Annotated in this window: 18 protein-coding genes and 2 pseudogenes; 4 read left to right on the forward strand and 16 right to left on the reverse strand. The window is 40.1% G+C overall.

Annotated features, from left to right (window positions below; translation table 11 throughout):
- Positions 1–32 precede the first annotated feature (32 nt).
- From EHLA_RS09970 to EHLA_RS16425, 7 genes are read right to left on the reverse strand one after another with little or no spacing between them, the layout of a single operon-like run.
- Positions 33–494: a single-stranded DNA-binding protein gene (locus EHLA_RS09970; RefSeq protein WP_096240706.1), complete on the reverse strand. Its 462-nt coding sequence runs from the start codon at positions 492–494 to the stop codon at positions 33–35.
- A gap of 1 nt (position 495) precedes the next feature.
- Positions 496–1227 carry a class B sortase gene (gene srtB, locus EHLA_RS09975; RefSeq protein WP_096240707.1) on the reverse strand — a complete coding sequence of 244 codons (732 nt, stop codon included), beginning with the start codon at positions 1225–1227 and terminating at the stop codon, positions 496–498.
- 22 nt (positions 1228–1249) lie between these two features.
- The gene (locus tag EHLA_RS09980; RefSeq protein ID WP_096240708.1) at positions 1250–1495 is read right to left on the reverse strand and encodes a hypothetical protein; all 246 of its coding nucleotides are present in this window, start codon (positions 1493–1495) and stop codon (positions 1250–1252) included.
- A 23-nt stretch (positions 1496–1518) separates the two neighbouring features.
- A complete protein-coding gene (locus EHLA_RS09985) occupies positions 1519–2466 on the reverse strand; it encodes a DUF6017 domain-containing protein (RefSeq protein WP_242970713.1) in 948 nt (315 codons plus the stop codon).
- The gene (locus EHLA_RS09990; protein ID WP_096240710.1) at positions 2463–3377 is read right to left on the reverse strand and encodes a ParB/RepB/Spo0J family partition protein; all 915 of its coding nucleotides are present in this window, start codon (positions 3375–3377) and stop codon (positions 2463–2465) included. Before EHLA_RS09990 ends, EHLA_RS09985 begins: the two co-directional genes overlap by 4 nt.
- Positions 3367–4152 carry a ParA family protein gene (locus tag EHLA_RS09995; RefSeq protein WP_096240711.1) on the reverse strand — a complete coding sequence of 262 codons (786 nt, stop codon included), beginning with the start codon at positions 4150–4152 and terminating at the stop codon, positions 3367–3369. Before EHLA_RS09995 ends, EHLA_RS09990 begins: the two co-directional genes overlap by 11 nt.
- Before the next feature lie 16 nt (positions 4153–4168).
- Complete coding sequence (locus tag EHLA_RS16425; RefSeq protein WP_173854288.1) at positions 4169–4336, reverse strand: hypothetical protein; 168 nt, start codon at positions 4334–4336, stop codon at positions 4169–4171.
- 305 nt (positions 4337–4641) lie between these two features.
- On the opposite strand from EHLA_RS16425, the pseudogene EHLA_RS10000 reads away from it, so the two are divergent.
- A pseudogene (locus EHLA_RS10000) lies at positions 4642–6031 on the forward strand (transposase).
- Positions 6032–6665: 634 nt separating this feature from the next.
- Here EHLA_RS10000 and EHLA_RS10005 read toward each other — a convergent pair.
- Both EHLA_RS10005 and EHLA_RS16260 read right to left on the reverse strand, forming a co-directional pair.
- Positions 6666–7898 (reverse strand): DUF6273 domain-containing protein, encoded by a 1233-nt coding sequence (locus tag EHLA_RS10005; RefSeq protein WP_096240712.1) that lies wholly within the window; start codon positions 7896–7898, stop codon positions 6666–6668.
- A 185-nt stretch (positions 7899–8083) separates the two neighbouring features.
- Positions 8084–8242: a hypothetical protein gene (locus EHLA_RS16260; RefSeq protein ID WP_157908579.1), complete on the reverse strand. Its 159-nt coding sequence runs from the start codon at positions 8240–8242 to the stop codon at positions 8084–8086.
- 224 nt (positions 8243–8466) lie between these two features.
- Between EHLA_RS16260 and EHLA_RS10010 the strand changes: the two genes are divergently transcribed.
- Together EHLA_RS10010 and EHLA_RS10015 are read left to right on the forward strand one after the other, a co-directional pair.
- Positions 8467–8655 carry a type II toxin-antitoxin system HicA family toxin gene (locus EHLA_RS10010; protein ID WP_096240713.1) on the forward strand — a complete coding sequence of 63 codons (189 nt, stop codon included), beginning with the start codon at positions 8467–8469 and terminating at the stop codon, positions 8653–8655.
- A gap of 45 nt (positions 8656–8700) precedes the next feature.
- Positions 8701–9090 carry a type II toxin-antitoxin system HicB family antitoxin gene (locus EHLA_RS10015; RefSeq protein ID WP_096240714.1) on the forward strand — a complete coding sequence of 130 codons (390 nt, stop codon included), beginning with the start codon at positions 8701–8703 and terminating at the stop codon, positions 9088–9090.
- 255 nt (positions 9091–9345) lie between these two features.
- Here the strand turns inward: EHLA_RS10015 and EHLA_RS10020 are convergent, their stop codons facing one another.
- From EHLA_RS10020 to EHLA_RS10040, 5 genes and pseudogenes are all read right to left on the reverse strand, one after another.
- On the reverse strand, positions 9346–10758 hold the full coding sequence (locus EHLA_RS10020) for an oxaloacetate decarboxylase subunit alpha (protein ID WP_096240715.1): 1413 nt from the start codon (positions 10756–10758) through the stop codon (positions 9346–9348).
- Positions 10759–10830: 72 nt separating this feature from the next.
- Positions 10831–11955 (reverse strand): sodium ion-translocating decarboxylase subunit beta, encoded by a 1125-nt coding sequence (locus EHLA_RS10025; protein ID WP_005349917.1) that lies wholly within the window; start codon positions 11953–11955, stop codon positions 10831–10833.
- Between the two features lie 33 nt (positions 11956–11988).
- Positions 11989–12357 carry a biotin/lipoyl-containing protein gene (locus tag EHLA_RS10030; protein ID WP_096240716.1) on the reverse strand — a complete coding sequence of 123 codons (369 nt, stop codon included), beginning with the start codon at positions 12355–12357 and terminating at the stop codon, positions 11989–11991.
- Between the two features lie 104 nt (positions 12358–12461).
- A pseudogene (locus tag EHLA_RS10035) lies at positions 12462–12803 on the reverse strand (OadG family protein); the annotation flags it as partial.
- 18 nt (positions 12804–12821) lie between these two features.
- Positions 12822–14246: an acyl-CoA carboxylase subunit beta gene (locus tag EHLA_RS10040; protein ID WP_096240718.1), complete on the reverse strand. Its 1425-nt coding sequence runs from the start codon at positions 14244–14246 to the stop codon at positions 12822–12824.
- A 715-nt stretch (positions 14247–14961) separates the two neighbouring features.
- Here EHLA_RS10040 and EHLA_RS10045 point away from each other — a divergent pair.
- The gene (locus EHLA_RS10045) at positions 14962–15603 is read left to right on the forward strand and encodes an orotate phosphoribosyltransferase (protein WP_096240719.1); all 642 of its coding nucleotides are present in this window, start codon (positions 14962–14964) and stop codon (positions 15601–15603) included.
- Between the two features lie 799 nt (positions 15604–16402).
- Here EHLA_RS10045 and EHLA_RS10050 read toward each other — a convergent pair.
- Together EHLA_RS10050 and EHLA_RS10055 are read right to left on the reverse strand one after the other, a co-directional pair.
- Positions 16403–17503, reverse strand: coding sequence for a GGDEF domain-containing protein (locus EHLA_RS10050; RefSeq protein ID WP_157908580.1), 1101 nt, complete (start codon positions 17501–17503; stop codon positions 16403–16405).
- Positions 17504–18196: 693 nt separating this feature from the next.
- Complete coding sequence (locus tag EHLA_RS10055; RefSeq protein ID WP_096240721.1) at positions 18197–19210, reverse strand: TIM barrel protein; 1014 nt, start codon at positions 19208–19210, stop codon at positions 18197–18199.
- Positions 19211–19308 lie beyond the last annotated feature (98 nt).

Raw genomic sequence — 19308 nt, forward strand, 5'->3', positions numbered from 1 at the left:
TGATCTCCCCCATTCTTTTTCTTTTTTCTCTTTCAGGAGTATGAAAACCCATCCCCAAGATCATAATCCGGGTACCGTTCTTCTTCCGGAAACGGGATCCGTTCTTCCCTTGCCGGGTAAAAGTCCTCTTCCTGATGACGGACTGCTTCTTCTTTTGGGTACTTGCCATCTGGCCTTTCCTTAAAGTCGATCACCTGGCAGTCCGTGACCACAAGTTCATCATAGTAAGATTTCTTCCCGTCCTTTTCATACGCCCCCGACCGGAGGCGGCCTTTGACGAACACCCTGCCTCCCTGTTTCCCATACTTTACAAGGTGCTTTGCCTTTGCGTGATAGGCGACGCAGTTAAAGTAATCCGCCTCCCCGTCCTTTGCATAATTCCGGTTCACCGCGATCCGGAACCGGGCCCAGTACAGTATCCCGTCTTCCTTTTCTTTGGAACTGAGCTTCGGTTCCCTTACAAACCGTCCCAAAAAGAATGCCTCATTGATCATCTCATCCCTCCTTTACTGCGATGCAGTGTACCACGTACCGGGAATCCCTGCTCCTGCCATTGGAACAGGTTGACAGCGTGACTACCCTGTCCTCTTTTTCCGGTACCTTTTCCGTATCATAATAACTGTTTTCCCGGCTCATAAGGAGCCAGTCCTCCCATTCCTCTCCGGAGTCAAACGCCGTTTCATAGGTCCTGCCCGTATCCCTGCAGTCATAGGTACTGTACACGGTCCCGATGATGGTCTGATCCGGCTGATAGAGATATACCTTTTTATGTTTCCGGTAAAACGCTTCCTTCTCAAACCGGTGGAGGGAACCGAACATGGACTGGTTTCTCATGTTGTGTCCATAGAGGATGCTGTGGCTGCCCGAAAAGTCGGCAGGGCATCCCGGCTGTATGAATATGGAGCCGGGATAGCTCTCTTCCCCTTTATAGTTTTTGTGGAGGTATTCGTTCCACTCACTGCATTGAAGGACCGGGTAGTCTATCTTTGTGCCGGGTACCCTGATCCATGCGATGATATCCGGATTGATCTTTTTTAACCTGTCCCAGTCGATCGCTTCCCCGTCCTCCTCTTCCTCCGTATTTTCTGCCACCTTTTCCCTCAGTTTCCTAAGCTCGATATCATTTTTCATATAGGGATAATATTCCCTGGCAGCAAGGACCAGGCAGATGACCGCCATCAACAGGCACAGGTCGGAAAGCCATGCTCTTTTCTTTTTCTGTCTCATTTTTTGCTCCTTCTTCCTCCTTTCAGCCTGCCCGCTTTTTTACAGTATCTTCGCCCGCCAGAAAGAAGATCCGCTTTAGCTGGGAAGTGGTAAAGACCACTTCCTCATCCTCTCTTCCGGTCTGTGCCCCGAACACGCATCTGGCGAGATAGGCCGTCTGCTCCATCGGGGATACTCCTGCCGACTGCATCAGGTAGATCTCTTTTAAAACAGGCTGCATAAACTGTTCAAACTGGTATTCGTTCATCAATTTTGGAATCTTTCTCATAAATCCCCCTCCTCGCAATGATCTTACTGATGGCTGCCGTACATGTCATGGTTTGCCGCCGCTTTATAATAACTGTCAATGGTTGACGGGGCATTAAATAACGCCGCCAGAAGATATTTTTTGATATTTCGGATCTCCGTCGTGTTTTTCTTAAAGCAGTCCATGACATACTCGATATGTGAAAACTTAAGTTTCATGAATTTTGACTTTACCAGCTGGGCCGGATACTGGTTCTGGGCGATCAGGACAGAGTCCCCCTGGCAGAGGACCGTTTCCACGATCAGCTCATATATCCCCTCGATCAGCTCCCTGTCCATCGGGAAACTCCGAAGAAGGGAATCATACTCGATATTCTCTTTGACCACCTTTTGGCAGGCAAGGACTTTCTTCTCCTCATCCAATCCGATCGTATCGTATCGTTCCTCTTCTCCGGATACGATATGATAGGGTCTATTCTTACTCCCGTATGTATGGTTTATATTAGTCTTATTCTTAAGAGGTATCGATTTTGGCACCTCTTGAGGTGTCGATTTTGGTACCTCTGGGGTGCGGATTCCGGCACCTCTGGAATCGCCATTTGGGTTCCCAGAGGTGCCATTTTCGATACCTCTGGTACAATCCCTTGGTACGACAAAGTTTTTAATATAGAGAATACTCGGCAGGCCAAACCCTCTTTTTTTCTTTTCCACCAGCCCGATCTGCTCCAGTTCCAACAGGTGATCCATCGCCTTTCTTTTAGAAAGGTTCAGATCCTCCTGGATCTCTGATATCGGATAGATGATATAAGGTTTATTTTCTTTATCAAACCATCCGTTTTTCATCGACAGGCTCATGCGGTCCAGTAAAATCCCATATAATATCTTCGCAGAAAGGGAGAGTTTAGCAAAAACAGATTCCGTCAGCAGGTCTTTCGGAATTTTGATAAAGTTAAACTGGTTGGCCTGTGCACCATAAAAGTAATCGAACTTCATTCTATCCCTCCATTCTGGCATTCTTTCCAGTTGTCCAGAAGTTCCAAAATGACACTTCTCATCTCCGTTGTTGTATATCCTGAAGGGAAATATTCCCGTAACTTCTTTTCTGATAATGTGATCTTGCTCCCCGGTTTCTTCCCGGGCAGATTCTCGTTTAAGATCAAGATCATCTTTGGCTGCGTCATGACCCCCTGTCCGAGTTCACTCCGGAGGGCCGCGATCTGATTAGCCCGGACACTTCCATTGTCCCTGATGTACTCATACAGCCACTTCTGGATCTCTTTATCTATATAGGAAATGTCAACCGCAACAGTAAACTGCAGACGCTTCTGGTCTACAAAGTCCAGTAATTCCGGAATCAGTTCCGTTAAACGGATATAACGCTGAACACTTCGTGCTGAAGTTCCACTACTTTCACCTACAACAAATGCTGTTTTTCTTTCACTCACAGATTCCAGCTTGTCGCCATCGTGGCGACAAGTTCCTTGATGTCGCATTGCATCCATCTTCATTTTAAAGGCAAAGGCTTTTTCACTCGGCAAAAGTTCCTCTCTCTGAATATTGGAATCCACCATAAACACGACAGCAGCATCGTCATCCATCTCTCTTATAATAGAAGGAACAGTTGTAAGCCCTGCCAGCTGGGCAGCGTGCATTCTTCGGTGACCGGAGATCATCTCATACTCATCAACACCACAGGGACGTAACAGAACCGGTGTGAGAATCCCATGTTCTTTTACACTTTCCACCAGTTCCTGCATCCTTTCATCATCCAGCACTTTAAATGGATGTGATTTAAAGCTGTGAATCTTTGCGATCTCGATATCCATAGCGGATTCTTCATTTACAACACCAAGTAATTCTTCAATACTTGCTAATTTGATTTTTTCTCCACTTCTAGTTTTCATAGGACAAAACCTCCTGGGTAAGATTTTTGTATGCAATGCCAACTTTATTGCCCGGACAATAAGTTAAAATGCTGATTCCCTCTGCACTGGCTTCCGCCGCTTTTACTGAGAATGGGATCACCGTATGAAATATCTCTATCTCTGCCCCATAGGTTTCATGAACCCTACTTGCAATGTCCTTTGCATAATTTGTCCGAAAATCTACCATAGTTAAAAGGATCCCCTGAATCTGAAGTTTCCGGTTTAACCGTCTCTTTACCATGGAAATCGTTTTTATCAACTGTTGAAGACCCTTGACCGGGAGATAAGCAGCCTGAACCGGAATCAATACAAGATCTGCCGATACTAAAGCATTGATCGTGATCATCCCCAGACTTGGCATACAATCGATCAGTATGTAATCGTATCTTTCTCTAAGCTGTTCCACATATTCCTTCATGATGAGTTCCCTGCTCATCACATTTCCCATGATGACTTCCAATGCGGATAATTCAATATTTCCCGGAAGAAGATCCACGCCTTCCTTATGATGTAAGATGCCATCGGTTGGCTGGATTTCCTCCTCATTGATGACCGCCATCATGATCGTCGCCAGAGTCGTTTTTAACTCATCCGGTTCCACATATCCCAGGCTGGCTGTGAGACTCCCCTGCGGATCGGCATCGATCAATAAAACTTTTCTCCCTTCTTTTACAAGTCCAATGCCAAGATTGACCGTTGAAGTGGTCTTGGCAACTCCGCCTTTTTGATTACAAATAACAATGACTCTACACATAACTTTTCCTCCTGATCTACTCTCTGTTTTTTTCTACTTCGACATACACACGAAAGTATTTCTTTGTTCCTTTATTTGCAAATGGCTCTGAAAAATGAAGGAGCTTGATCTTATTATTTCTTTCTAATATTTTTCGGAACCATTTGATATCATTGGTCGTACCCTGTAATCTGATTTTCAGCATATCCACCCTCCTGATTATAGTAGTTTCCCAGGTATCTGAATTTTGACAGATACATTAAATAAGTCTTTTTGTGTGCATCAATTTTAAAAGTTATTGTGCGAGAAATTTTCCATCCTGCACCTAACGCCGTAGCTTCCATGTTAAGTCTCCTTTCCATAAAATAGATAAACTAGGCGTTTGCGAAACGCCACAAGCCGCATAAATACGTCATTTTTTTGTTGTTAAAAATAAAAATCTCCTCACGGTTTGTGATATAATGGAGTTGACTAGAAACCATAAATCACGCCCCGAAAGGAGATATGTCTATGATACCACAAAAACAACTCTCTTTGGCAGATATTTTTGAAGATTGTAAAGATATTTATGAATCTGACAAACCTCATTTCCTTACTCTGCTCGAAAATCACATTGACCTTGATAAAATTATTCCGACTTCTTTTTACAAGCATTACTACGCATCCACTGGAAGAAATCGTAAATATCCTTTGCATGCAATGCTTTGGGCTTTGATTATTCAACGCCTCTTTTCTATTCCAACAGATTCCCTCCTGTTAATCTTCCTTCATTATTCCAGACATCTGAGGGAATTCTGTGGCTTTACTAAAGTTCCTGACGCTTCAAAAATCACTCGTTTCAAACAGGATTTTTTAATGGACTTACAATCAGTTTTTGATAATCTCGTAGATATCACAGAACCAATCTGCCAGGACATTAACGGTAATCTCGCCTCTATGCTTTTGTTTGATACTTCAGGGATTAAAGCATATGTGACTGAAAACAATCCCAAATACGCTAACCGCATTATTAAACAGCTTAAGTCCTATGCTAAAGCTCATAACTTCGATGATTCTTATGATCCTTACAAGGCAGCCTATGCCTCTATGCCTGCATCCGCCGCTGCTAACCATGAAGTAAAGCAACAGTATGTGAATGGTCATTTCTGCTATGCTTATAAATTTGGCATTACGACCAATGGACTTGGCATTGTTCGCTCCATTGATTTTTATAACAAGGATTATCTGGATTCTCACCCTGACATCATTGTTGAAAAGAAATCAAAATCTCCTGATGAAGATAAATCACTTGCCGATTCGAAAGCCTTGATTCCAACCCTTAAAGATTTCAAAGAACGGCACCCTCTTATCAATCCCAAGATATTTCTTGGTGATGCTGCCTTTGATACGATTGAAATCTACAAATCCTTATTTGAAGATTTTAAATTTCAAAAAGCATTTATTCCTTTAAAGGTAAAACTTTCACTGGATAACGTGGATTATACATTCAATGAAAATGGTATTCCCTGCTGTCCTCATGATCCTTCACTCCCTATGAAACGGGAAGGTAGCAAGTCTCACTTAAGAAGTAATCTTCCGACCATGAAATTTGTGTGTCCCAAAATGAAATGGGAATACAATCGTGAAGACAAATCAAAACGACGGGTGTGCCACTGCGATAATCCATGTACAACTTCTTCCTGTGGCAGAATGATTTACGTTTATCCCGAAAAAAACCTTAGAGCATACCCCGGCGTGGAGCGTGGCTCACAGGAATGGGATGACACTTACAAAATCCGAGTAAATGTTGAAAAATCAATCAACCACTTTAAAGACAGTTTTTGTGTCGCTAACCGAAAAACAACAAACGAAAAAACACTTCATGCAGATTTACTTCTTGCTGGTATATCACAGTTATTAACTGTAGTTGTTGCCGACAAAATCCATCAACGACAATACATCAGAAGTTTAAAATCTTTCATAGCCTAGGACTTACCAACTCCATAAAGCCGAGGGCTTATTAAAGTGCGCCTAAAATGTCCGGTTATCCACTTTTTATTCCAGGATTCGTGCTAAGCACGAATCCTTCCCTGTTTAAGTTCAAGATTGTGAACGAGCATCGCGAGTTTCGCAATTACCTAAAATAGATAAACGACTAATAATATCCATTTCATAGTATTTTGAAATGAAAAAATGATAATAAATTAATAGAATTGGAAATTTGATTTTATTATGATTGGATCTTTTAGAGTTCGAAACAAATTGTTATTTATTGTCCATTTTAGAAGCGAAATCCCATACCTAAAATAGGTAAAAACTTCGCTGAAGATTATGTAAAGATTTTATACTCAACAGAAATTGTGTAAACTTCGCTGAAGATTTCTGCCACGCGTTTTACTCAACTGCGTACTCAACCTGTACTCAATTTTTAGAAAATTTAAACGGTTTTTGACGGTTTTCAGCGTTCTTTCCCATTGCTTTCAAATAGAATGAAAAAAAGGCCCAAAACCCCCATAATCACTTGATTATACCGTAATTATAAGGGTCTTGGACCTTTATATCATTAAGATGAATTTTCTATGCAAACTTTGCGCTACATGCCCATCTGCATCTGCATTTATCAAAGATACTTTTTTACCTAGAATTTCCATTTCAGGAGAAGAAAATTTACCGCCACTTATCTCAATATCTTCCAGCATATTTGCCACGTCAAGCTGATTGACAAAATCATTGTCCTCTACATAGCCCTCTTCTTTTTTCGATTCTTTTACTTTACCATTAGAACATACGGTACCGGCATCCGAATACACTTTCTTGTTGGAAAGATTGAGATATAGAGCAGGACGAACAGCCGGCTGACTTGCATTTACGCCATTTCCATATCCTAAAACTCTTCCATTCTCACCAGATATTACTGCCATATTAGAATAATCTCCCGGATTTCGAATCCACCAGTAGCAATTTTTTTCTTCGTATGATGAACCATTAAACACATAAGCATAATTCGTCATACTACATTTTTTTGCCTCATCATGGTCTCCATAAGAATCCAAATCGTCAACCGAACGGAATCCGTATTTTCCGCTTACTTCCGAAAAAGATAATATAAAAACCTTATCCGTTGTATCCTTTCCACCGTCTACTTTATTACCATCTGTCGTTGGTCTTATACTACTTTCTGCTTTCACCGTTGTGCTTGGTATTGCACTTCGTTCGTTTGCTAAAAATGCACTGTTTATAAACTCATCGTTAAGCCAGCTTCGCAGACTGCATTTCTCCCAGGTAACATCCGTATATGTATTATGATATGGCTTTAGATCCAGCGCCTTATCGGCTACCAGAAGAGCCTTTTCCCCTTCTACATTCAGCACACGCCATTTAACAGGCTCATACTTAAAATAACGGTAATCCTGGTTATTCTCCCAGTTTGCAGGATATTCAACATCTTTCCTGGCTACTCTTCTGTACTTATTCTTTCCAACATAGCCATCCCCGTTATCATCCCAGTTAAACTTATTCTTCAGAGTATTATAAATCGTTCCATCTGCCTTTGTTACCTCACTTTGCGGATAACTTCCAAACCAGATACAGTTCCATGTCGTTCTCTGCCCTGCTTCTAGACTATCATCTGGAATTGTTATCGGATTCTTAAGCGTTGTCGCTGCTTTCACTTCCGGCACAGTCAACTGCGTATCCTTAAAACTTATCCCCTGCGGGCAAAAACCTGCGAGCATCGCTACCGTTAATACAAACGGCAGTACTCGATGCCAAATCTTTCTTTTCTTCATATTTTTCTTTCTCCCTCATTTGATAAGTTTATTCTATCATAAGTTCGCCGGGACGAAAACAAAAATATCCACAGGCAGATGTGGTATTTGACTACATGAAAAACAAATGACCTCATTTCATTTTCCCGTACCCCAATGACATCTGTCTGTGGATATTATCTTCCAAATCTACTTTCCTCTATAGACTATTTTATTCCTGCTTGTTCCAGTAAAAAATCTATAAACTTCCTCATAAAACGAAGAACCAAAATGGATACACCTATAGCTACCGCTATACATACAATTGAAAAAAACATCTGAAAAATCACTTGACTATCCATAGCATATGAAACTGCGTTATTCATTGTATCTCCCCCTGACTATCTTTTGATACTTCATTTTACCATATCTCTGTATTTTTATCAAAAATTTTTCATTTTAAAAATTACATTTTTTATATTATTTTACATTTATTAGTTGTTTTTCTTCTTAAATATGATATACTATCCCTCACCAGTTGTATCACCGAGCTCTTGACACACGTATACTATACGTATTATAATATAATTATAGAAAGGGGTGGCATACTATGCCAATGAAACCACAAGAAATGATAAGATTATTAAAAAAGAATGGTTTCATAAAAATAAGTCAAAATGGTTCCCATGTGAAAATGAAGAATTTTAAAACTGGCAAGCAAACAACAGTTCCTCTTCATAGCAAAGATTTAAAAAAAGGACTAGAAGATGCTATCCTAAAACAAGCGGGCTTAAAATAGCCTTATTTCATCTATAATAACTCACATACATTGGAGGTATCCATTATGAAAAAATTATTTTATCCTGCTGTATTTCATATTGCAGAAGAAGGCGGTTATTGGGTGACTTTTCCTGACTTTCCCGAATGTCTAACTCAGGGAGAAAATATGCAAGAAGCCTATGATATGGCTATAGATGCTTTAGGACTTATCTTAACTGATGACATTAACGACCGTAAAGAACTTCCAGAACCGTCTAACATCACACATGTTGATGATGGAGTTGTCGTAATCATCCCATATGATTATTTGGAATATAATCGAAAGTATCATAATAAATCTATCAAAAAAACTTTAACAATCCCTGAATGGTTGAATAACGAAGCATTGCGATTGAATTTAAACTTTTCACAGATTTTGCAGGATGCTCTTTTAAACAAAATTCAATCTCGTTAATGGCTATAATTAACAGGAAGGTCAGAAGGTAAAGTCTCTTACCCACCCGGCGAAATAATATTAGTAAAAAAACAGATGTGGTATTTTTTGACTTATAAAGAACAGAACCCCCGCAACTTTATAGATAGCAAATGTGATGTCGGAGCAAGTAAAAATGCGGCTGAGCATTTTCTACGCAGCGAAATCTTCACATGTGCTATCTATAAAGTTGCGGGGGTTCGTCTGTTTTTAATCTAAATCTAAATCAATCCAATCCTACACTGGATATGCTCCATTCTTTACATCGGCTTTTGCAGGATCAATCTTATTCTCCTGTGCCGCTCTGTATTTAAAGAATTCGGTTGCTACCTGTGGGAACAATGCATAAGTAAGAATATCTTCGTCCTGTTCTTTCCACTGGCTCATCTCTGCCTCAATCTTAGATAATTCCGGTTCAAGAAGGTCGGCTGGACGGCAGGTAATTGGCTTTTCATCGCCGATTGCCTTTTTCTGTACTTCTTTATTCATTGGTTTTACGGTCTGGCCGTATTCTCCACGAAGAAGGGCTTTTGACTCGTTTGTAATCATTTTATAACGCTCTCCGGTAAGTACATTTAATACAGCCTGTGTTCCGACAATCTGGCTGGATGGTGTAACTAACGGTGGTTCACCGAAGTCTTTACGTACCTTTGGCACTTCCTCTAATACCTCATAGAACTTATCGGATGCTCCCTGCTGCTCTAACTGAGATACAAGGTTAGAAAGCATTCCACCCGGTACCTGATACATTAACGTCTTGATATTTACGCCAAGTACCTTTGGACTCATTAAACCATTTGCCAGATATTTCTCACGTATTGGGCGGAAATAGTCTGCAATCTCGCCTAAAAGCTTCTGGTCAAATCCTGTATCAAATTCTGTACCGCGGAATGTTTCAGCCATAACCTCTGTTGCTGGCTGGCTTGTTCCCATTGCAAATGGTGACATGGCTGTATCAATGATATCTACGCCTGCTTCTACTGCTTTTAAGTAGGTCATTCCGCCGACACCACTGGTATAGTGTGTGTGAAGCTCAATAGGGATGTCTGTTGCCTGCTTTAATGCAGTTACAAGGCGAGTTGCTTCATTCGGCACTAAAAGTCCTGCCATATCTTTGATACAGATAGAATCTGCACCCATCTCCTCGATATTCTTAGCCGTCTTTTTCCAGTAGTCTAATGTATAGGCATCACCAATTGTATAAGAAAGGGCAATCTGTGCGTGTCCTCCCTCTTTCTTTGTTGCATTTACCGCTGTCTGTAAGTTTCTAAGGTCATTTAAACAGTCAAAGATACGGATAACATCAATTCCGTTTGCGATAGACTTCTGTACGAAATATTCTACAACATCATCCGGATATGGTTTATATCCTAAGATGTTCTGTCCGCGGAATAACATCTGTAACTTTGTATTTTTAAAGCCATCTTTTAATTTACGAAGTCTCTCCCATGGATCTTCCTTTAAGAAACGCAGGCAGGCATCAAATGTTGCGCCTCCCCAGCATTCTACTGCATGATAACCAACCTGATCCATCTTATCTACGATTGGCAGCATCTCCTCTGTTGTCATTCTTGTAGCAATCAGAGACTGATGTGCGTCCCGGAGAACAGTTTCAACGATTTTAACTGGTTTTTTCTTAATTTCAGCCATAATTTCTCCTCTTTTATTTCAAATCACGTAATGAATTACTCTTATAAAATCATCATCAAATCTAACGATTCTTTATACACCAAAAATCGCCATAAAGGTTCCGGCTGCTACAGCCGTACCGATAACTCCGGCAACGTTTGGTCCCATCGCATGCATCAGCAGGAAGTTCGATGGATCTGCTTCTGCTCCAACCTTCTGGGATACACGAGCTGCCATAGGAACGGCAGATACTCCGGCAGAACCGATCAATGGGTTTACCTTTCCTCCGGTAACCTTACACATAAGCTTTCCGAAAAGAACACCGGCTGCTGTACCAACAGCAAAAGCTACAAGACCTAATACTACAATCTTGATTGTGCTGACATTTAAGAATGCCTCTGCACTTGTTGTCGCACCAACGGATGTACCAAGAATAATAACTACGATGTACATAAGAGCATTAGACGCTGTCTCTGAAAGCTGTTTTACTACGCCGGACTCTCTGAAAAGGTTACCGAGCATCAGCATACCAACTAATGGTGCTGTTGTAGGAAGAATCAGACATACAACAACTGTTACGACGATCGGGAACATAATCTTCTCTGTCTTTGTGACCGTTCTTAACTGTTCCATCTTGATCTGACGTTCTTTTTCTGTTGTAAGAAGCTTCATGATCGGCGGCTGAATAATCGGAACGAGTGACATATAAGAATATGCCGCTACCGCGATCGGTCCCATTAAATCTGTCTGTCCAAGCTTTCCGGCAAGGAAAATAGAGGTCGGACCATCCGCTCCACCGATAATGGAAATCGCTGCTGCTGCCTTTCCGTTAAATCCCATAAGCATTGCAAGGAAATACGCACTGTAAATACCAAACTGTGCCGCCGCACCAAGCAGAAAACTTGCCGGGTTGGCAATCAGCGGGCCAAAGTCTGTCAGGGCACCAACTCCTAAGAAAATCAGTGAAGGGAGAATACTCCATTCATCTAATAAGTAAAAATAATGTAATAATCCGCCTTCTTCCATAATGGACGGATATAAGTTAACCAGCAGCATACCAAAAGAAATCGGCACTAACAAAAGTGGCTCATATCCTTTGGCGATGGCCAGATATAAGAAGACTAAAGCAACCAGTATCATAATGAAGTTACCTGGCTTTAAGAATGCAAATCCGGTCTGTGCTGCGAGATTCGTCATTGTCTCTACAACATAACTCATAAATCTTCCTCCGTTTTATTTTGCAAATATGCTCTAGTTCATTGTAGCCAGTACATCTCCGCCTTCTACCATATCTCCAACTGCTACTTCCACACTTGCGATAACACCATCCTGTGCTGCACAGATCTCATTCTCCATCTTCATAGCCTCTAATACAAGAACCGCATCGCCTTTCTTTACAGAAGCACCTGCCTGTGCTTTTACTGCTACGATCTTACCTGGCATTGGTGCTGTAATCTTTACGGCACCGGCACTTCCGGAAGTCTTTGGAGCAGCTTTCTTAGCTGGAGCCGGAGCGGCTGCTGGTGTACTTACCGGCGCTGCACCTGCTTCTCCTGCACCTAATTCTTCTACTGCCACATCATAAGCAACACCATTAACTGTAATTCTATAATTTTTCATTGTAAATCCTCCTGAATGATTTTATGTACTTTTAAAATCTTTCTATATCTGACTTTTTAAAACTTTTTAAGGCTTTATAAAAAGATTCCAAGAATACATTTTTGCTATCTTCTCTTCACTCTCTTGATTGAACGGACAACCAGCTTATCTGCACTTACCGCCGTACCACTACTTGCTGCCATAATGGCTGCGGTAATCACTGCGACAAGTTCACCGTCATCTACAAGTTCCTCTTCTTCTTCTGCTGCTTCTTCAATGATCGGACGCTTTGGAGCTGGTCTTTCCTCCTGCGCAGCCCTTTTCTCTTTTCTGGAAGAACGGTTCTTCAACGCTCTTTCAATGGATGGGATATATACAAAAAGAGAAATCAGTAAAGAAATGAAAATCAGTACTGCAAATACAGTTCCCATACCCATCAAAGTATTTAATAAGGCTTGTTCAAATACGTTCATACTCTCACCTCACTATACTGCCGTATGCTTCTTTGTCACTGGAGTTACTTTCTTTCCGTAAAGCATTTCATAAGCAGCAATCAGACGCTTTCTTGTTGCATCCGGCTCGATGATGTCATCTACATATCCTCTCTTTGCAGCTGCTAATGCACTGCTCTGTCCTTCTGCATATTCCGTAGTTTTCTCTGCAATCAATGCCATCTTATCATCGGCAGCATCAATTTCCTCTGCATACATGATACGGACTGCCTGTTCTGCATCCATCATTCCTACAGATGCCTGTGGCCATGCCAGAACAAAGTCAGCCCCAATAGCTTTAGAATTCATTACTTCCGCAGCAGTTCCATACGCCTCGCCTGCAATGAGATTAATACGAGGTACACTAACCTGTGCAAGTGTTGTCGTAAACTTCGCTAATGCGAGTGCCTGCTTTCTCTCCTCATGGGCGTTGGCACGAAGTCCTGTCACGTTCGTTACTGTAAGAAGAGGAATCGCAAATGCATCACAGAACTTAATAAATCTTTCTGCTTTTTCAAGGCCATTCCTTGTCAAAACAGACTCTCCGTCTACCGGCTGGTTTGCAACGGCACCTACCGTCTCGCCGTTCAAACGGATAAATGCAGTTACCATCTCTTTTGCATACATTGCCTTTGTCTCTATATACATACTGCTGTCAGAAACAGCCTTTAAAATAGCAGGTGCATCATAAGCTGCATCATTCAATTCAGGAATAATTCTGTTTAAATCATCATCATTATCAAAGTATGCATCTTCTGCTTCATAATCAGAAGGAAGTACATCAACAAGAATTCGAAGCTGTTCAAGAAGATCTTCCTCTGTTTCACAAACAAAATCTACATTACCAGCCTGCTCAGACTGGAACTGCGCTCCTGCTGTATTCTGACGGGATTCTTCATTCCCTGCTAATGCATTCGGACTGTTGATAAAGAGACTGCCGTTCTCCTTCTCCATTAATGTAAAATCAGACATAGCGGACATTACGGCACTTCCTCCTCCGCACATTCCGAATACTGCAGAAATCTGTGGGATCATTCCGGATGCCTGTGCCTGTTTATTAAAAATAGTTCCGAAAGCATGAAGTGCATCTGTCGCTTCCTGTAATCGAAGCCCTGCACAGTCAAGCATTCCAATGATCGGTGCCCCTGTCTTCATCGCCAAATCATAAAGGGAAGAAATCTTCTTCGCATGCATCTCGCCTACAGAACCGCCCAGTGCGGAAACATCCTGACTGTAAACATAAACCATACGGTCATTAATTACTCCATATCCAGTGATAACACCATCACCTTCCACCTTGTTCGCACCGAGATTATAATCGGTATTACGAGCAGAAACATATCCGCCAACTTCCACAAAACTGTGGTCATCAAACAGATAGTCAATACGCTCTCTGGCATTCATTTTTGAATTACCCATATTCTTTCCTCCATAAAAAATACTATATTGTATACGTTGTTACTCTTTCATTCTATGTAATAATAACAAATTATTATCATAATAGCAACTATTTTCTGTTAGTTATTTAACATTTATTTTATTTCACACCATCTACTAAACAAACTAAAGATTATGCCTAGTTGCAAATTTTTTAACAATTCTTTCAATTTCCTTTCTTAATTCTATATTTTTTTCGGGCGTCCTTTCGTTTTCTTCTCTTTTACTATAAAAAAATCCATAATTACTGTTTTTATCTAATTTTATATTGTTATATTATTAACACTAATTGACATTTCATTACCATCCTACCCTGTCCACTTTTTTCGTCATTTTGCACAAAATAGTTTCAGTATCAAAACACACTTCCGTCTTTCTATATAATTCCATTTGCAATTCAATCTTTTCAAACAAACGAACATCAAGATTTTATACACCATATTAAATCAAAGATTTAGTATCCAAAATCAATTTTGAACTATTTTTGTCAAACTTTTTTCATAAACCAATAATGCTTCCTTTCGTTTTATGCAACTGTATATGCTACCACAAAGTATTTTTCTAAAAAAATCAGAAAAAAATTATAAACTGCAAGAAAAACCTGTGATTTTGCACAATCGGTTCTTTATTTTTTCATCATAAACAGGTATAATATACAAAACAAAGTTTTTCTATTACAAGTAAAGGGGGATATTCCATGGAAAACCGTAAAATTGAATTTCGTTCAAAAACCTGTAACCTGCACATTTCTGCCTATCCGGGACATTTCGCAACAAAACACTCCCACGTTAACTACTTCTTAGATATGACAACGTTAAAAATACGTCAGTCTAACGCAGAAGAAGCAGCAAAAGCTTTAGTTCCACTTTACAAACATAACACTGTCGTCGATACGATCGTATGTCTTGACGGAACAGAAGTAATCGGAGCCTTCCTTGCAGAAAAGCTGACAGAGAGTGGCTTCTTCTCCTATAACCAGCATAAGTCTATCTATATCGTTACCCCTGAAATTGATACGGATGGACAGATGTTCTTCCGCAAAAATATCCAACCAATGATCAAAGACAGAAATATTATCATTTTAATGGCATCCATCACAACCGGTATCACAATCAACCGAAGCTGGGAATGTATTGAATATTATGGCGGTAAGCTGCAGGGAATCTCTGCGATTTTCAGTGCCATCTCTGAATACGGTAACCTTCCTGTAAATGCATTGTTTACTACGAATGATATTCCTTCCTATCATACATATAGCAAACACGACTGCCCATATTGCAAAAATGGACAAAAAATCGATGCGCTTGTAAACGGACATGGGTATTCCGAATTACTATAACTACTAATTTGTGGATTTCGTATAGACGAAAAAAGAAAAAATAATCCATCCCATCTGCTCTGTAGTCGCTGTATTTAAGATGCTCATCCGCATCTTAAACACGCTCCCAAGCCGCATCTGGGATGGATTATTTTTTCTTTTTTCTGGCTATTCTAAATCTACAGTTGGCGAGAATGGGGGATTAAATACTAATTTATTTGAGGGACTAAAGAAACGAAAAGCAGAAATTTGATAGAAAAGAAAATGTGAAGATAGTCGCTTCATAGAAAATGCCTGACCGGCATTTTTACTGGCTCCGACATCACATTTTCTTTTCTATCAAATTTTTGCTTTTCTGTTCTTTGACTCCAGATGAAAATTAGTATTTAAATCTTGGATGGGAATAAGGGGATTGCCCAAAAGGCTATGATTTTTAATCAAAGAACTATTCCGCATAAGAAAATAGCAATAGAGGTCAAAGCCTTCCGATTAATCCGATTTCTTTCCCTATAATAATATCCTTACAATTCCTTTTGATTTAGAAGATCGACTACAAATCCAGTGGGAAAATATTCTCCTCTGGAGATTTTTATTCTAGTGAAAACCATAGACTTCTGGACAATCCCCTCTTTTTCCCTCAGACTAAAATACTAATTTCCATCTGGAGCCAACTGTGGATTTAGATAGTCAGAAAAAAGGAAACATGCCATATCCCAGATGCGGCTTCGGAGCGGGTTTAAGATGCGGATGAGCATCTTAAACACAGCGACTACAGAGCAGATGGGATATGGTATGTTTTCTTTTTTCGTCTACATCAAATCTACAAATTAGTACGTTTTTGTTCTTTTCGTAAATACATATCCTCGTCTGCACTATTCATAAGGTCTGGAATAGTTCTGACTTCTTTTGTAAACTGTGCACAGCCAACGGACATTCCTATATCATATGGACAGGCCGCCTGTTTATTCGCTTTCTCCAGATTTTCATATAAGTTCTTAATCAGTCGTTCTGCATCTTCCTGAATCATCTCTCCTGCAATACAGAATTCATCTCCGCCATATCTTGCAAGAATACCTGCATGTCCTGCCAGTGTTTTTTTCAAAACCCCTGCTATTCTTATCAATGCCCTGTCTCCTTCAACATGACCATATGTATCATTAATCTGTTTAAAATCATCAAGATCAATCATCAAAAAATGTAAATCTGTTTCTTCCCCTTCTGTATGTCTTTCCATATATCCTTCCAAATACTGCATCAGCTTTGTCCGGTTATTAATCTGCGTTAATTCATCCATTGTAATTCTATTTGTAAGAAATGCCGTAAATACCTGAATAATTCCGAGTGTCAGTCCAAAACAAATAATAGAAATCTCTGTGAAAAACATTTGCAAAATACCTGCAATAACCGGAAATACGACCATTCCAAATATCATCTCCAGCTTTCCACGAAGTGCATAATACTTCTTTTGAGGAAACATTGTAAAAATGCGAAGTGTCACCAAAAAAATATAAATATAAACAAATGGTATAATCACACCATAAAAAGATCCTCTTTGAAAAATGCCCTCCGCATCAACATAAAAGAAAAAATGCCACTTTAGTGAACAGATTGTCATAATCGTTAAAATCACAGCCGGAATGAGACTAAGCTGTCTTTTTTTAGAATCTTCCACCCACGTTCTTCCAAGTTCACATTCCATAAACGCAAATACAAGATGCGTTAACGAATATAACGAAACAAACATCATTACATTTACAAACTTACTCACTGTAACCGGCAAATGAATCACTGCATTCTGCTGCAGCCCATATATCATATCCAAAAATACATATACCATCGCAGATACGATCAACTCCGTAAATGTCTGTGAAGTCAGGCGCTTATCTAATCCCTGCACCTGTTTGTGTAATATTAGCATCATAATAATCAAACAGCAGATATTAAGTTCCAAATAAGAAATTGCATACATGATAAAAAGCCGTTACCTTCCCAAAAAATCAAACTACTTCCATTATACTCCCCTCTCTCCACATAATCAAAATATATTTACTATTTCATTCATTTAGAAGGAGACAGACGAAAATAAAAAGAATAGACCAGAGGAAATGTAAAGATATCACTGCGTAGAAAATGCCTGTTCGGCATTTTTACTTGCTCTCACATTACATTTCCTCTGGTTTATTCTTTTTATTTTCTGTTTGCTGGCTCCACGTGAATGAATGTAATAGTCTTTGAGGGAGAGAAGGAGGAGAGGTCAGTAGTCTACTGTTTGCTCGAAAGGTATATCTCGTCAGAAGAAAAAAAGATATAATGACAACTCCATCATGCACAGTGATAGCTTGCGGAATCATCTTATTATCTGTGAAACTTGAAAAAAAGGTTCAGCATAGTGAAAATGGCATCAGAATAAGCCACGACCTTCTGACTTCGCTCCCTTATCCCTCCCAAAGGCGATTACATTCATCCCTTCTAGAGCCAACACACAGAAAAAAGAAACCATGCCATATCCCAGATGCGGCTTCGGAGCGTGTTTAAGATGCGGATGAGCATCTTAAACACAGCGACTACAGAGCAGATGGGATATGGCATGGTTTCTTTTTTCGTCTGTTTTCCCCTAATGAATCGTAATCCATTTCAAAATTTTACTTTGGGCTTCTACAAATTGTTCATATTCTTCCCGGCTGTTTTGCTGATATTCCAGTGTGATATACTTTGGTGCTACGCGTTCTACGAATTCCCGGACACCTTTTCCGATAAAAGGCTGATGCAGATCAATATGACAGGCATGGTCATATGCAAGGCGAAATAGTTCATAAAATGGAATCTTATCAAAGTCTATCGGATGTTCTCTCCATTCTTTTCGCTGCTTTCTTACATAATCGCCTCCAAGTGACAGCTGCAGGTGCATTCCTTTGAACCAGTGGAGCATCTGTGCTTTTTCGTATTTGTCTATCATTTTATTCAGATATGCTACGGCATCTTCCGGAGTCTTTAACTGTGTTGTTGTATTCATATAATGCCCGGTATCGAGCATGATTCCCTTTCTTTGTGTATGCATTCCTTCTATAAGCCGGCGGGTAAGGCGGACATTTTTTAAGGTAAGACCGCTCCACCAGAGATTCTCTACAAGAAAGTCGAATGGATATTCTTTTTCGTCAAGGAGGGTATTGATGACCTCTAAGCTTGCATCAATCACTTCTTTATCTGTATAGCGGTATTTATAAATATAGCTCTCCCGGAGTGTCACTTCCGAAACATGGAAAACTACATACTTTGCTCCGACTTGTTCTGCATAGGCAAGATCATCCCGCAAACTGTTCAGATAGAATTCCCTGCTCATTCCTCCAAAGTATTCCAGCCACTGCTCTCTTGAATCAAATTCCTGATCTAGGCGTTCATAATTTCCCTTCCACCAGTCCATCCAGAAAATATGAAAATACAGATGTACCCCGTTCACCATATCTGGCAGAATCTTTCCTTCATCTGGCTCGCCTGCCCGAATCACTTCCAATCCATTTAATCCTCGTGACTCATAGGACTTTCTGATATCTTCACTGTCTTTATAACGATTTAGCATCCCTTCATAAATTGAAAAATTCATGGAACGACATTCTGGTATTTTTTGCATATTTTCCCCCTTCAATCTCGTATACTCTCAGAATCTTTCTAAGAATACATTTTATCTATACTTATCATCTATACTTATTTCAAAAATCCCCGGTATTC

It is taken from the genome of Anaerobutyricum hallii (assembly GCF_900209925.1).
GTDB classification, from domain to species: Bacteria; Bacillota; Clostridia; order Lachnospirales; family Lachnospiraceae; genus Anaerobutyricum; species Anaerobutyricum soehngenii.

Coding starts and splice junctions, on each gene's coding strand:
- EHLA_RS10055 (WP_096240721.1), bottom strand. CDS start 19,210: ATGCAAAAAATACCAGAATGTCGTTCCATGAATTTTTCAATTTATGAA.
- EHLA_RS10030 (WP_096240716.1), bottom strand. CDS start 12,357: ATGAAAAATTATAGAATTACAGTTAATGGTGTTGCTTATGATGTGGCA.
- srtB (WP_096240707.1), bottom strand. CDS start 1,227: ATGAGACAGAAAAAGAAAAGAGCATGGCTTTCCGACCTGTGCCTGTTG.
- EHLA_RS10010 (WP_096240713.1), top strand. CDS start 8,467: ATGCCAATGAAACCACAAGAAATGATAAGATTATTAAAAAAGAATGGT.
- EHLA_RS09970 (WP_096240706.1), bottom strand. CDS start 494: ATGATCAATGAGGCATTCTTTTTGGGACGGTTTGTAAGGGAACCGAAG.
- EHLA_RS09990 (WP_096240710.1), bottom strand. CDS start 3,377: ATGAAAACTAGAAGTGGAGAAAAAATCAAATTAGCAAGTATTGAAGAA.
- EHLA_RS10015 (WP_096240714.1), top strand. CDS start 8,701: ATGAAAAAATTATTTTATCCTGCTGTATTTCATATTGCAGAAGAAGGC.
- EHLA_RS09995 (WP_096240711.1), bottom strand. CDS start 4,152: ATGTGTAGAGTCATTGTTATTTGTAATCAAAAAGGCGGAGTTGCCAAG.
- EHLA_RS16425 (WP_173854288.1), bottom strand. CDS start 4,336: ATGCTGAAAATCAGATTACAGGGTACGACCAATGATATCAAATGGTTC.
- EHLA_RS10005 (WP_096240712.1), bottom strand. CDS start 7,898: ATGAAGAAAAGAAAGATTTGGCATCGAGTACTGCCGTTTGTATTAACG.
- EHLA_RS10040 (WP_096240718.1), bottom strand. CDS start 14,246: ATGGGTAATTCAAAAATGAATGCCAGAGAGCGTATTGACTATCTGTTT.
- EHLA_RS16260 (WP_157908579.1), bottom strand. CDS start 8,242: ATGAATAACGCAGTTTCATATGCTATGGATAGTCAAGTGATTTTTCAG.
- EHLA_RS09980 (WP_096240708.1), bottom strand. CDS start 1,495: ATGAGAAAGATTCCAAAATTGATGAACGAATACCAGTTTGAACAGTTT.
- EHLA_RS10050 (WP_157908580.1), bottom strand. CDS start 17,503: ATGATGCTAATATTACACAAACAGGTGCAGGGATTAGATAAGCGCCTG.
- EHLA_RS10045 (WP_096240719.1), top strand. CDS start 14,962: ATGGAAAACCGTAAAATTGAATTTCGTTCAAAAACCTGTAACCTGCAC.
- EHLA_RS10025 (WP_005349917.1), bottom strand. CDS start 11,955: ATGAGTTATGTTGTAGAGACAATGACGAATCTCGCAGCACAGACCGGA.
- EHLA_RS09985 (WP_242970713.1), bottom strand. CDS start 2,466: ATGAAGTTCGATTACTTTTATGGTGCACAGGCCAACCAGTTTAACTTT.
- EHLA_RS10020 (WP_096240715.1), bottom strand. CDS start 10,758: ATGGCTGAAATTAAGAAAAAACCAGTTAAAATCGTTGAAACTGTTCTC.